This window comes from Reichenbachiella sp. (genome assembly GCF_039969095.1).
In the GTDB taxonomy this organism is placed as follows: Bacteria; Bacteroidota; Bacteroidia; order Cytophagales; family Cyclobacteriaceae; genus Reichenbachiella.
Window position 1 is genome coordinate 417,819 of sequence record NZ_JBDVOL010000017.1, and the last position, 13,555, is coordinate 431,373.

The following is a 13,555-nucleotide window of genomic DNA, read 5'->3' on the forward strand; positions in this document are numbered from 1 at the left end:
AATATTGACCTCACTCATTACCAAACCAACACGATGATCAGGCGACAACTCGATGCGTACATCCAATCTTACCAAGGCCTTTCCCGAGAAATATGGCTGCTTGCCTTAATCACATTAATTAATAGAGCGGGCACCATGGTGGTGCCTTTTTTGTCACTTTATCTCACGGCAAGTTTGGGTTATACACTTTCACAGGTGGGTTGGGTCATGACTGCCTTTGGTACAGGTTCTATATTAGGAGCGTGGCTTGGGGGCAAACTCACTGATCTTTTTGGTTATTACAAAATCATGTTGGCCAGTTTAATTGGATCAGGGGTTATATTTATTGTTGTCCAATACCTAAATGATTTTTGGTTTTTAGCTGGAGGCGTTTTTGTGTTGATGCTAGTGGCGGATATGTTTCGCCCAGCCATGTATGTATCCATTAGAGCATATAGTAAACCAGAAAATAATACGAGATCAGTTACACTGATTCGGTTGGCTATCAACCTAGGATTTTCATTTGGTCCAGCTATGGGAGGACTCATCATTGCGACCATGACTTATGGCTCTCTGTTCTGGATAGATGGGATTACCTGTTTAGTCGCGTCGATATTGTTGTACCTCTTACTTAATGAAAAGGATGGCACGGTTGTAAATCATGAAATCGCAGTTGGGCAGAAACGACAATCCGCCTATTCAGATTTACCGTATTTGGTTTTTTTGGCCATTGTGTTTTTAACTGCTATTGTATTTCTACAAATGTTCGCCACCGTACCAGTTTACTATAAAACTGTTCATCTGTTGACCGAAGGACAAATTGGACTGCTTTTGGGAATGAATGGCATGCTTATTTTCTTATTTGAAATGCCCTTGATCAATTGGTTAGAAAATAATAGAATTTCGAAGGCTACTGTTTTATTGATTGGTACTTTAATTCTTGGTTTGGGATTTTTGGTATTTAATCTTTCCGAATGGACGGGTATATTAATCATCAGTATGTTATTCATTACGCTAGGTGAAATGCTCATTTTTCCATTTGCCAATTCATTCGCTATGGAGCGATCTCAAAAGGGAAAGGCGGGAGAATACATGGCTTTGTTTCCCATAGCTTTTTCAGCCGCACATATTGTTGGCCCCAATATAGGTATGCAGCTAATAGAAGCCAATGGCTATAATTTTACCTGGAGTATGACTTTCATAGTGACAATTGTAAGCATTGGACTTTGTTTATATTTGAAATACAGGCTTAGTGCCGAAACCAATGGAAATACAAATCAAAAAATTTCATCAGCTGTCTCTTGATCAGTTATATCAATTACTAAAGTTGAGGGTTGAAGCATTCGTGGTAGAGCAGGAATGCCCCTATCCAGAATTGGATAATGCTGATCAAAACGCTGTTCATTTTATTGTTGAAAAAGAAGAACGGGTCATCGGCTATCTTAGGTTATTTGATTTGAAAAATGATTCGTCTAAAATCAGCCGTGTAGTCACAGCCAAAGATCATAGAGGAGAAGGAATAAGCCGGAAACTCGTTGAGGCAGCTTTAAGCCAAGTGAAAAAAGAAAACAAGACGAATTCTGTTGTTTTACAATCTCAGGAGTATCTGACAGACTTTTATGCTTCTTTTGGTTTTGAAAAAACGTCCGATGTATATCTTGAAGATAACATTCCTCATGTGGATATGCAATTAACGATTAAACCTTAGTTATGGCTTTCAACGAAGAACTGGCTACAAGACTGCGTCAACATTTGGCGTCCTTTGGAGATGACATTACTGAAAAGAAAATGTTCGGAGGACTCTGTTATTTGTACAAGGGCAAAATGTCTGTGGGGATAATCAAAGATGATTTATGTGTACGTATTGTTTCACCCAAAGATCAGGAAGAACTGAAAAAGGAATGCGTTCGCCCGATGGACTTTACTGGAAAATCGCTTAAAGAATTTGTCTATGTATCAGCTGATGGTTTTCAGTCTGAAACTGATCTTGCACATTGGGTCAATCTTGGAATTGAACATGCGGAGTTCAAGCTCTAGCTCAACTATTCCAAAGTATCAAAGATGGTTAATTAACCGGCGCAAGTGGTCGACTTAGTAAGGACAACTAAAGCACATTTTTATAATAGTACCCCTCACTGATATCCGACCAATCACTCAGCTGTTTTCTGAATTTTGAATAGTGTTCAAAAATTTTCTTGCTTTGGGCATCAGACTCTACTAATTCTAAAACTACCTCTTCTGCGATTTTCTTAAGTGGATCCAGCACTGATTTAGAGAATGGACGGATATCCACGTTCTCATTTTTCATTTTTTGCAGATAGACAGAATTCTTTTGTTCGAACTCCAGTAGCATCCATTGGTTCAATCTGTAGATGGCAGCACGAACGATTTCCTGAAGATCTCTTGGGAGTTCGTTGAACTTGTCCTTGTTCATGATCATTTCCAAAACAGTTCCTGGTTCGTGCCACCCTGGGTAATAATAATGTTTGGCCACCCGATGAAATCCCATCAAGTAATCGTGGAAAGGACCAATCCATTCAGTAGCGTCAATGACCCCTCGTTCTAGATTAGTAAAAAGTTCACCGCCAGCTACAAGTACAGCAGTACCTCCTGCTTTATTAATAATTTTACTACCAAGACCAGGCATGCGCATTTTTAGTCCCTTGTAATCTTCAATGGTATTAATTTCTTTATTGTACCAGCCTCCAGCTTGCACACCTGTATTTCCTCCTGGTAACGGAATCAAATTAAAAGGTTCATATATTTCATCCCACAATTTGTTGGCTTCTCCATTAATTATCCAGGCATTCATCTGCTGGGCATTCATGCCAAACGGAACGGAAGAGAAAAACTGTGCAGCTGGAATTTTACCTGCCCAGTAGTATCCAGAGCCACTGGCCATTTCTACAGCACCATGACTCACTGCATCAAAACATTCTAAAGATGGTATCAACTCACCACCACCGTATACTTCAATTTTTAATCGACCACCACTCATTTCTTCCACCCATTGGGAGAGCAGTTTACAACCTTCCCCTAAAACTGGAAAGTTGGGCGGCCATGTAGTCACCATTTTCCAATGGTAAGTATTGTTGAAATTGATATTGGGACCTTGACTTTTGGATTCTTGTTCATCACAAGATGCTAATAATCCGGTAGCACCAGTAGCCGCTAGTATTCCTCCGGCCTTTATGAATTTTCTTCGTCCGTTTGTTGACATGTCTGAATAATCGTTAAGTTTTCCGAAAATAGAGGATTAATAGCATAAGCCCAAGATAGCTCAGACAGGTTGACTCAATGAAAATGCATTTCAAGACATAATGTCCTGATAATGAGAGATTAACAGAATTTCACAGACAGTTCGTCAGGAACAATCCCCAATTCATTGAATGGAATGTAATTTGATCGTTTGCTGTTGAAAGAAAGAAGAATTATGAATTTCAATATATATACAGTTAAATCACAAGAGGTCATCAACAAAGCCGGTGAGTTGGTTTTGGCTAATGGCCAACAGGCCATAGAGCCAGCGCACCTATTCCAAAGTATTTTGGAATCTGATGAAAATGTCATCGGTTTTGTTTCCAAGAAATTGGGAATAAATAAAGATCAATTGGGAGAAAAGATAAATACTCTTGTGGGGAGTTATGCAAAAGTATCAGGCCAGAAACCATACTTGTCTAACGACTCTGCAGCAGCACTCACAAAAGCAGAATCGATTGCCAAAAAGCAGGGCGATGAGTTCGTTGCTATTGAGCATTTGATCTTGGGTATATTGTCTGGTAAGGAAAAAACAGCTGGCATTCTAAAAGAAGAAGGCTTCAATCAGAAAGATTTGGAGTCCGCCATTGATGAATTAAGAGGAGGAAATAAAGTGAACAGTCAAAACGCAGAATCAAATTACCAATCTTTGGAGCGATACTCCAAAAACCTGAATCAACTAGCCAAAGATGGAAAGATTGATCCAGTGATTGGCCGTGACGAAGAGATACGAAGAGTATTACAGATTCTGTCGCGAAGGACAAAAAATAACCCAATGCTCATTGGTGAACCTGGTGTGGGTAAAACGGCCATCATTGAAGGAATGGCACAGCGAATCGTGGATGGTGATGTACCTGAAAACCTGAAAAGTAAAGTATTATATTCTTTAGATATGGGAATGCTCGTAGCCGGAGCCAAATACAAAGGTGAGTTTGAAGAACGACTCAAGGCGGTAATTAAGGAAGTGACCGACTCGGCAGGAGAAATTATCATGTTTATAGATGAGATCCACACGTTGATTGGAGCAGGTGGAGGAGAAGGAGCGATGGATGCCGCCAACTTATTGAAACCTGCCTTGGCTAGGGGCGAGTTGCATGCTATTGGTGCGACTACTTTGAAAGAATATCAAAAATATATCGAGAAGGACAAGGCACTTGAGCGACGATTCCAGACTGTATTGGTGGATGAGCCAAACGAAGTGGATGCGATATCTATTCTTCGAGGAATCAAAGAAAAATATGAGGTACATCATGGAGTTAGAATCAAAGACGATGCGGTGATAGCTGCGGTAGAGCTATCCAATAGATATATTTCTGACAGACATTTGCCAGACAAGGCCATTGACTTGATGGATGAGGCGGCTTCGAAGTTAAGAATTGAAATTGATTCTTTACCGGAGGAGCTGGACGAATTGCAACGTAGAATCATGCAGTTGGAAATTGAGCGTGCAGCGATTCGTCGGGAGAAAAATAAAGAACGCGAAAAAGTGCTGTCAAAGGAAATCTCAGAATTGTCTGAAAGACGAGATGAGTTGAAAGCGAAATGGGAAAACGAGAAAGCGGTCATCACTGGAATCCAAACAGAGAAGGAGAATATAGATAAATACAAAGCGGAAGCAGACCGAGCTGAGCGCGAGGGTGACTTTGGTAAAGTAGCTGAATTCAGATATGGTAAAATTCAGGAAGCAGAGAAAAAGCTAGAAGAATTTAAAGTTCAGTTGGCAAAGATGCAAGGAGAATCTTCTTTGTTGAAAGAAGAAGTAGATGCAGAAGACATTGGTGAAGTTGTAGCTAAATGGACGGGCATCCCTGTGCAAAAAATGCTACAAAGTGATCGAGAGAAATTGCTTCATCTGGAAGAAGAGCTGGGAAAAAGAGTAGCAGGTCAAGCAGAGGCAATAGAAAGTATTTCTGATGCCGTGAGAAGAAGTCGAGCAGGATTGCAAGACCCGAACAGGCCGATTGGTTCGTTCATATTTCTTGGAACTACTGGTGTGGGTAAAACCGAACTAGCAAAAGCACTAGCTGAATATCTATTCAATGATGAAAACGCCATGGTGAGAATTGATATGTCAGAATATCAGGAACGCCACGCAGTGAGTAGACTCATTGGTGCGCCTCCTGGATATGTGGGGTATGACGAAGGCGGCCAGTTGACGGAAGCGGTGAGAAGAAAGCCTTATTCAGTTGTGCTGTTGGACGAAATTGAAAAGGCACACCCAGACGCATTCAATGTGTTGTTGCAAGTATTGGACGATGGTCGATTGACGGATAATAAGGGCCGAGTCGCTAATTTCAAAAATACGATCATCATTATGACGACCAACATTGGTTCTCATTTAATCCAAGAAAATTTCGAAAAACTGAATGCTGAAAACGAATCTGAGGTAATAGAAAAGACCAAACATGAAGTCTTTGAATTGATGAAGCAATCGGTAAGACCAGAATTCTTAAACCGTGTTGATGAAACGATCATGTTCCGCCCATTGACTAAAGAGAATATTCGTAAGATTGTCGGCATTCAATTTAAGTTAATACAGAAACGATTGGCTGAGAACGGTATGAAGCTGGAAGGTTCGAACCAGGTGCTGGATCGATTGGGCGAATTGGGATTTGATCCACAATTTGGAGCCAGACCGCTGAAGCGGGTGATGCAGAAACTGATTCTGAATGATTTGTCTAAACAGATACTATCTGGAAAGATTAGCAACGAATCAGTCATTGGCATGACACTTAATGATCAAAACGAGATTGAGTTTATCAATCTCGATGAGGTGAAGATTGACGAGTAATAAATTCGAGCATTCATACGAAGCCTGTACATGAAAATATGCAGGCTTTTTCACGCCAAAATATTCTAGGTAAAATACCCATTTTAACATTCTTTAATACTTTTTGGCACAGAGATTGAGTGTATGTACATGAGTTTAGATTGATTAACAATCACTGAGACTGTCGGTCTTAGTGGTGCTCAACCGCTCGGTTGAGATTAGTTGATTGGTTATGTTTTGAGTTTTGTCCCAGGGGTGGTTCCCTGGGACTTTTTTTTGGGTAAACCTATTAGAATTTTAAAACCTTACAGGATTCAAATTGGTTTAAAAAAAGATTAATTCAATTATCTTTATTCAAACTTCATTTATATGCCCGACATAAAAATTATTGACCTCCATTTTAAGGATTTAGATCATGCCATTGCGTCATATTTGCTGCCGACTTCAGATGGCCCAATTCTTATTGAAACAGGGCCACATTCTACTTTTCCAAAATTGAAGGAAGGAGTAGAAGCATTCGGTTATCAGATGGAAGATATCAAACATGTGTTTTTAACTCACATCCATTTAGACCATGCGGGAGCTGCCTGGGCTTTGGCGGAAACTGGAGCTCATATTTATTTGCACCCATTCGGTGCAAAAAACATGGAAGACCCATCTCGTTTGATGGAATCTGCAACAAGAATCTATGGTGATCAAATGGACACACTCTGGGGACAAATGAAACCGATTCCAGCTGAGCAACTGATACAAGTTGAGGACGGACAAGCTTTTGAAATTGGAGAATTAAAAATCAAGAGTCTTCATACACCTGGACATGCCAAGCATCATATTGCCTGGCAAGTGGAGGATGTAATCTTTACAGGTGATGTGGCTGGAGTAAAAATTGACAAAGGGCCCGTGGTACCTCCCTGCCCACCACCAGACATCAATCTGGAAGATTGGAAAGCTTCTATCCAAATTTTGCGAAAAGCTAATCCTTCTGCTTTGTATCTCACACATTTCAATAAAATAACGGCTATTGATACTCACTTATCAGCACTCGAAACAATTCTGGACAACTGGGCAGCTTGGATCAAACAACAGATGCAAGCTGGATTAACCAACGAAGAAATGGTTCCTCTATTTATGGAGTACACTGCGAATCAATTAAGAAAAGCAGGATTGGAGGAATCAACCATTCAGTTGTACGAGGCGGCGAACCCTTCGTGGATGAGTGTGGCTGGACTGGTTCGATACTGGACTAAAAAAGAAAATTAAATGTAAAAACCAACCTGATATGAATAACCTAAAAAACCTTGTTTTTCTTGATATTGAAACGGTGTCGGGCGCACCTAATTTCGAATCGCTGGAACCTACCATGCAAACATTATGGGAAAAGAAAAGTACTTTTCTCAGAAGAGAAGAGGACACTCCTTTAGATAAACTTTATTTTGACAAGGCAGCGATTTATTCTGAGTTTGGCAAAATTATCTGTATATCGGTAGGCATACTATATCTTGACAAAGATGATCAATTGAATATTCGAATTAAGGCGATCAGATCTGACAACGAAAAAGAATTATTGGAAGAGTTTGTCGCATTGTTACATGACAAAATGGAAGAGAAGAAAATTCAACTTTGTGGCCATAATGCCAAGGAGTTTGATTTTCCATACATCTGTCGGCGTATGTTGATCAATGGTATTGGCTTGCCTCCATACCTTCAACTGTCGGGCAAGAAACCTTGGGAGATCAAACATCTGGATACCATGGAAATGTGGAAGTTTGGTGACTACAAAAATTTTACTTCGTTGGCGCTGCTGACAGAAGTTTTTAACATCCCTTCTCCAAAAGAAGATATTGATGGTAGCGATGTCAATCGCGTGTACTACCACGAAGAAGGGTTAGAAAGAATTGCTCAATATTGTAATCGGGATGTTTTGGCAACAGCCCAAGTTTATCTTAGCATTCAAGGATTGGGCATTATAGATGAAGACAAAGTACAGTTTGTAGAATAGAATGGTCTTATTCTTCAGAGAATTTGAATGAATGAATCAGTACGGTATCCGTTTTATTTAGCTTGAGTTGGCCAGAGTAATAAGTTTTGTTGGTTAATTTTTTGATACTCTTGATTATACCTTTCGAAGGGTCAGAAGAGAACAACGTTACGCCCCGTGGCTCTTTGATATAATTTTTAAAGTTGTCTAGGCTGTTCATTTCAGGGACATAACCTTTTTTGTACAGAATGGTTGAAAATTCAACATTGTATAAGGCGTTGACTTCTTCCGCTGAATATTTTACAACATGATTAATCATTTCCTGTTTTAATTCCTCTTCAGGCAGATAATCCCGAATGATTATTTCTTGCATTATGTTTTCTTTCTTTTTCAAATAGATCGGAATAGTACTTTCAGGAACCTTTGAGATTTGAATGCTATATCGTTCGAAATTGATATGTGCAAAAGTTAGTGTATCTCCTTTTTTAACTAGAATTGAGAAGTTTCCATTGAAATCAGATATGGATTGAGTCCTTCTTCCTAAGATGTGAACAAATGGAATAGGAACTTGAGTTTGTTGATCAAACACCTGACCCGAAACGGATACACTAGAATTTTGGGCAGTAGCATGATATCCATAGAGGAATAGGAGCACGAAGACAACTGACGGTTTGAGCATTTAGAGGATTGGTTTTAAATCCTAAATGCAAAAAACAAAAGTCTAGGCGTATTTGAGTTTCCACTGTTGTGCTACAGTTTTTAATAGGGTTGGATATACAATCCAATGTCTGAAAGGTTTGATAGCTAACATGTAGAGCTGACCGAATAAACCTTTTGGCTTTACGAAGATGACCATTTGGACATTAAAATCTATTTCAGTTTTTATTTTTCCAAAATGGATAGCGGCTTGCACGGTTTTGTTTTCAATTTCTAAAAGTGACTCTTCCTCTGTGAGGTAAACTAAACTAAAATTTTTATGCCCGTCTACCGGGAGTTGATCTATTTGAATTTTCGCATGTCTAGCATATCGCTGTTTTAAAACCCCATGTGTATTATTTTGTACGGCATCAAAATCATCTTCCCAATGAAATATTTTACCTAACCAATTACGCAACTGAAAGAGCCGACCAGTAGTTCCTCTTGTGCCTATATCCTTCATTGCCTCTACAAAAGCATTTTGTACTTCTCCTATTTTTTGTGTTTCGTTTATTTTGATCGGCAATAGCCAAACGTCTTCAATTCGAAAGTCATTTAGGATTTGATGAGTGAGCCAAGGCTGGTCTTGGTGTATGGACAGGAGCGATTTCATGATTTAAGTTTGGTTATACTTTTCATACGAAAATCAGAATGGATAGATAAACTTAGGCCAAAAAAGTTAAGCCAGGAGGCTGATAAAGGAGCCATCCTGTCAAACTATACCTATCGACATGCGTTTCCAGTACCTCATGTTCCACCTGATCACTGCGCATGAAAACGATACGTTTGGCAATGGGTGCAATAATTTTTTCATGACCATCCAAATACAACTTCAACTCTCCACCATCTCCCTCTTTCCAATCTGTATTGAGGTATAGAATCACTGAAATCAATCGATTACTTCGATGATTGAATTGATCAAGATGTTTTTTGTAAAAAGTGCCTTGCGGGTAATGAGCCATATGAAACTCAGAGCCAGACAAACTAAGAAAGCAGTATCTGTTCAACTTCGCAATGGCCTCATCTATTCTGGCAAAGAAGTCAGCCAGTTCAGTATCATTGTCACGGTTAAGCCAACGAATATAGTCTCCCCGGACCTGGCTTTTTAGCTGAAAGTCGGTGCCAGCGCCAATACCCGCTTTTTTAAAATCATCATCATTCAGGTGCTCCTGAAAATAGTCGAGAAAAATGCTCAGTTCATGATCTGAAATAAAATCATCAATGACCAAACAGCTTTCTTCGGACAAAGCATCGACCCAGTCGACCCAGATGTCCTCATGATTGTTTACCAATGTCTATGTGAAAGAACGCCGCTAAGCTAGTTCGCTTTTTCCAATGAACACTTAATAAATTAAACTATAAAATGCTATTTGCCCTTCAAGCTGACCCAAATGTTATTCAACTGCTCAACTGATTTGTCAATGGTTTCGATATCAGCCATGACCAACATGAGTTTGTCTTTTATTTCTTTGAGCTGATAAGATTTAGGGTGCTGCTGCACATAATTGATGATGTGACCGAAAGCTGGCGATTGATAATAAGCATCGTTGTCTTTTGGTGGAAAGTAGCACCGCATGCGTCCATTTTTAAGCACAAGCTTTTCAAACCCTAAATCGATGGACAACCATCGTAGCTTTACAGTTTTGAAAAGATCAATAACCGATTGTGGTATTTTTCCGAAACGATCTATAACGGATTGTTCAAAAATGGCGAGTTCAGCACCAGATTTTATATTGTCAATTTGCGTGTAGATGCTCAATCTTTCGGTGATGTTTTTTACATAATCTTCTGGAATCAGAATCTCCAAATCAGTCTCTATGATGCAGTCAGAAACTAAGGCTTTCGAATCCAATTTTTGGTCTTCGAATAAATCTTTGAATTCGTTTTCCTTTAAATCATTGACTGCTTCATCCAAAATCTTATGGTACATATCGAACCCAATGTCTGTAATGAAACCGCTTTGTTCTCCGCCCAGTAAGTTTCCAGCACCACGAATATCTAAGTCACGCATCGCAACCTTGAATCCATCCCCTAAATCAGAAAACTCTTCTAATGCACTCAGCCGCTTTCTGGAGTCAGATGATAAATGTGAGGTTGGTGGTGTAATTAAATAACAGAAGGCCTTTTTGTTGGATCGACCCACCCGACCACGCATTTGGTGCAAATCTGACAAACCAAAGTTCTGCGCATTGTTGATTATGATGGTATTCGCATTCGGGATGTCCAAACCACTTTCGATAATATTGGTAGACACCAATACATCGTATTCGCCTTCAATAAATTTAAGCATGGTTTTTTCCAGCTTGGGGCCGTCCATTTGCCCATGAGCCACTGCCACTCGCGCATCAGGCACGAGCTTATGAATGATATTGGCGACACTTTCTATGTCACTGACTTTGTTGTGCACGAAAAAAACTTGACCGCCTCTGCGCAATTCGTAACTCACGGCATCACGAGTCATTGTTTCACTGAAAGCATGAATTTCAGTAGTCACCGGTTGACGATTAGGTGGAGGCGTGGAGATCACACTCAGATCGCGAGCACCCATCAGCGAAAAGTGAAGTGTCCGTGGTATGGGTGTAGCTGTCAGCGTCAGCGTATCCACATTCACTTTCAATTCTTTGAGCTTGTCTTTAATTTTTACGCCAAACTTCTGTTCTTCGTCAATGACCAATAGTCCGAGGTCTTTGAAATCGACATCTTTGTTGACAATCCTATGTGTCCCAATCAGAATATCGACTTTTCCTTCCTTTACTCGGGCTAGAATGTCTTTGATTTCTTTTGTGGTTCGAAATCGATTGATGTACTCTACCGTGACTGGGAAATTGGACAATCGCTCATTGAACGTGTGATAATGCTGCATGGCCAATATCGTAGTGGGCACCAACACAGCCGCTTGTTTGCCATGCACTGCAGCCTTGAAAGCTGCCCGAATGGCTACTTCTGTTTTCCCGAAACCAACATCACCACAAACCAGTCGATCCATAGGGTGGGCTTTTTGCATATCCACTTTTACATCTTCTGAAGCCTTGGCCTGATCTGGCGTGTCCTCATAGATAAAGGAAGTTTCCAATTCCGCTTGCAAATAACCGTCCTCTCCAAAACTGAAACCAGGAGCTGCTTTTCTTTTTGCATAAAGGGCAATAAGCTCCTTGGCGATGTCTTTGACTTTGCGACTGACCTTTTTCTTTTTGTTTTCCCATTCTGGAGAACCCAATTTACTGACCTGAGGAGGGCCAGTTTCTTTACCACTGTATTTCGAAATCTTATGCAAAGAGTGAATACTGATGTAGAGCAAATCATCATCACGATAAACTAGCCGAACGGCTTCTTGTTTATTGCCATTTACATCCACCATATCCAATCCTGCAAATCTTCCAATCCCATGATCGATGTGCACCACATAGTCGCCAGGGTTTAGCGTGCGAAGTTCTTTTAGCGTCAGTGCTTTGGACTTCGAATGTTTCTTTCGGACTTTGTATCGATGGAACCTTTCGAAAAGTTGGTGATCTGTAAAGCAAGTGAGCTGTGCTTGATTATCAATAAACCCTTCTCGAAGTCCCAAAATCAAAGAATCAAATTTGATAAAAGGGTTGATTTCTTCGAATATGGAGGTCAATTGGGAAATAGGCTTCTCAGATTCCGACGCAATGAGCGTGGTGTATTCTTTCTCTCGAAAGGACTCAAGACTCTCGGCAATGAGGTCAAAGTTCTTATTAAAAGAAGGTTGTGGATTAGAATCAAAATTGAACTCCTCTGCCTTCTTTAGGTAAAATCGATTGCCAAATTCGATCTTAACATAATCCTCAATAGCGGACTGAAAGGAAGCACTGGTTTCAAACAACTCATTTGGATTCATTGCCAGACTGGCGCCACCACTGGCTTCAAGAATGGTGTCAAAACTTTCTTTTGCTTTGGTGAAAGACTTGTCAAGCACATCCATCGTGTTTTGATAATCCTTCACCCATATTTTGGAGTTGTTGGGCACGTAATCGAGAAAGGACTGACGTGTTTCTTCTAGCAGCTTGGTTTGAATGTTGGGTATGATGTTGATGGTCTTCAGACTATCTTTCGACAACTGACTCTCAGGATCGAATGTTCTGATACTTTCGATTTCATCACCAAAAAGCTCAATTCTGTTGGGCAATTCCCCGGCGTAAGAATAGATATCAACAATACCCCCACGAACAGCAAACTGACCCGGCTCATAGACAAAATCATCCTGCACAAAACCGTAGTTTAATAAAAGCTCAGTTAGAAAATCGCTATCAACTTGTTCACTCACCTTGGCGGTAAAAGTGTTTTGCACCAATGATTTTTTGTTGATTACTTTTTCAGTGAGTGCTTCAGGATAGGTGACAATCAATTCGCCTGCGGAAGACTTATTATTGATCCGGTTGAGGATCTCGGCACGCATGAGGATGTTGGCGTTTTCCGTTTCCTCAAATTCGTAGGCACGCTTGTAGGAAGATGGGAAAAGCAAAACTTCTTTATCTCCTAGTAAATTTTGTAAATCATTGTAGAAGTAGGCCGCTTCTTCTTTTTCATGAAGAATGAAAATGTGATTTTGATGATTGAGTTGATAGATCGATGCAGCAGTGACAGCATCGAGACTCCCTACTAATCCTTTTAGATTAATGACTTTGCTTTCGTTAGGCTTGGTCGCCTCAGCTAACGCCTGAATTGTCGATTGGGATTTGTATAAGGAAAGTAGCTCTCTTTGATTCACACCTTGAAATTAAGGCACAAAAGTAAGCGTTTTGTACTTGGTGATAGAAAATGATCAGAACAAATTGTGACGTCATATCTCACCCGATGGCTATCGGGTGAGATATCCCTCGCGGAAGAGGTGAGTCATAGGGATTTCTCCGCTC

Annotated in this window: 11 protein-coding genes; 6 read left to right on the top strand and 5 right to left on the bottom strand. The window is 40.2% G+C overall.

Translation table 11 applies throughout. From position 1 onward, the window contains the following. Positions 1-33: 33 nt before the first annotated feature. Genes ABJH98_RS19845 through ABJH98_RS19855 form a run of 3 tightly spaced genes read left to right on the top strand, consistent with a single transcriptional unit; the run spans position 34 to position 2,016 of the window. Positions 34-1,284: an MFS transporter gene (locus ABJH98_RS19845; protein WP_348309526.1), complete on the top strand. Its 1,251-nt coding sequence runs from the start codon at positions 34-36 to the stop codon at positions 1,282-1,284. After that, complete coding sequence (locus tag ABJH98_RS19850; RefSeq protein WP_348309527.1) at positions 1,244-1,687, top strand: GNAT family N-acetyltransferase; 444 nt, start codon at positions 1,244-1,246, stop codon at positions 1,685-1,687. Before ABJH98_RS19845 ends, ABJH98_RS19850 begins: the two co-directional genes overlap by 41 nt. A gap of 2 nt (positions 1,688-1,689) precedes the next feature. After that, positions 1,690-2,016: a TfoX/Sxy family protein gene (locus ABJH98_RS19855; RefSeq protein WP_348309528.1), complete on the top strand. Its 327-nt coding sequence runs from the start codon at positions 1,690-1,692 to the stop codon at positions 2,014-2,016. Positions 2,017-2,083: 67 nt separating this feature from the next. On the opposite strand, the gene ABJH98_RS19860 is transcribed toward ABJH98_RS19855, so the two are convergent. Beyond that, positions 2,084-3,199, bottom strand: coding sequence for a TRAP transporter substrate-binding protein (locus ABJH98_RS19860; protein WP_348309529.1), 1,116 nt, complete (start codon positions 3,197-3,199; stop codon positions 2,084-2,086). Positions 3,200-3,412: 213 nt separating this feature from the next. Here ABJH98_RS19860 and clpB point away from each other — a divergent pair, with 213 nt between their 5' ends. The 3 genes from clpB (at position 3,413) to ABJH98_RS19875 (ending at position 8,006) form a co-directional block, all read left to right on the top strand. Next, positions 3,413-6,028, top strand: a complete 2,616-nt coding sequence (gene clpB, locus ABJH98_RS19865; protein ID WP_348309530.1) for an ATP-dependent chaperone ClpB — start codon at positions 3,413-3,415, stop codon at positions 6,026-6,028. Between the two features lie 348 nt (positions 6,029-6,376). Further along, on the top strand, positions 6,377-7,267 hold the full coding sequence (locus ABJH98_RS19870) for an MBL fold metallo-hydrolase (protein ID WP_348309531.1): 891 nt from the start codon (positions 6,377-6,379) through the stop codon (positions 7,265-7,267). A gap of 19 nt (positions 7,268-7,286) precedes the next feature. Beyond that, on the top strand, positions 7,287-8,006 hold the full coding sequence (locus ABJH98_RS19875; protein WP_348309532.1) for a 3'-5' exonuclease: 720 nt from the start codon (positions 7,287-7,289) through the stop codon (positions 8,004-8,006). Positions 8,007-8,013: 7 nt separating this feature from the next. Here the strand turns inward: ABJH98_RS19875 and ABJH98_RS19880 are convergent, their stop codons facing one another. The 4 genes from ABJH98_RS19880 to mfd form a co-directional block, all read right to left on the bottom strand. Continuing rightward, complete coding sequence (locus ABJH98_RS19880) at positions 8,014-8,664, bottom strand: carboxypeptidase-like regulatory domain-containing protein (RefSeq protein WP_348309533.1); 651 nt, start codon at positions 8,662-8,664, stop codon at positions 8,014-8,016. Positions 8,665-8,706: 42 nt separating this feature from the next. Beyond that, on the bottom strand, positions 8,707-9,294 hold the full coding sequence (locus tag ABJH98_RS19885; protein ID WP_348309534.1) for a DUF2867 domain-containing protein: 588 nt from the start codon (positions 9,292-9,294) through the stop codon (positions 8,707-8,709). 52 nt (positions 9,295-9,346) lie between these two features. Next, positions 9,347-9,973 (bottom strand): 2OG-Fe(II) oxygenase, encoded by a 627-nt coding sequence (locus tag ABJH98_RS19890; protein WP_348309535.1) that lies wholly within the window; start codon positions 9,971-9,973, stop codon positions 9,347-9,349. 74 nt (positions 9,974-10,047) lie between these two features. Beyond that, positions 10,048-13,410 (bottom strand): transcription-repair coupling factor, encoded by a 3,363-nt coding sequence (gene mfd, locus ABJH98_RS19895; RefSeq protein ID WP_348309536.1) that lies wholly within the window; start codon positions 13,408-13,410, stop codon positions 10,048-10,050. Positions 13,411-13,555: the final 145 nt, after the last annotated feature.

Bases quoted from the DNA above. Each gene is read 5' to 3' on its own strand.
- ABJH98_RS19845 (WP_348309526.1), top strand. From the start codon at position 34: ATGATCAGGCGACAACTCGATGCGTACATCCAATCTTACCAAGGCCTT.
- ABJH98_RS19850 (WP_348309527.1), top strand. From the start codon at position 1,244: ATGGAAATACAAATCAAAAAATTTCATCAGCTGTCTCTTGATCAGTTA.
- ABJH98_RS19855 (WP_348309528.1), top strand. From the start codon at position 1,690: ATGGCTTTCAACGAAGAACTGGCTACAAGACTGCGTCAACATTTGGCG.
- ABJH98_RS19860 (WP_348309529.1), bottom strand. From the start codon at position 3,199: ATGTCAACAAACGGACGAAGAAAATTCATAAAGGCCGGAGGAATACTA.
- clpB (WP_348309530.1), top strand. From the start codon at position 3,413: ATGAATTTCAATATATATACAGTTAAATCACAAGAGGTCATCAACAAA.
- ABJH98_RS19870 (WP_348309531.1), top strand. From the start codon at position 6,377: ATGCCCGACATAAAAATTATTGACCTCCATTTTAAGGATTTAGATCAT.
- ABJH98_RS19875 (WP_348309532.1), top strand. From the start codon at position 7,287: ATGAATAACCTAAAAAACCTTGTTTTTCTTGATATTGAAACGGTGTCG.
- ABJH98_RS19880 (WP_348309533.1), bottom strand. From the start codon at position 8,664: ATGCTCAAACCGTCAGTTGTCTTCGTGCTCCTATTCCTCTATGGATAT.
- ABJH98_RS19885 (WP_348309534.1), bottom strand. From the start codon at position 9,294: ATGAAATCGCTCCTGTCCATACACCAAGACCAGCCTTGGCTCACTCAT.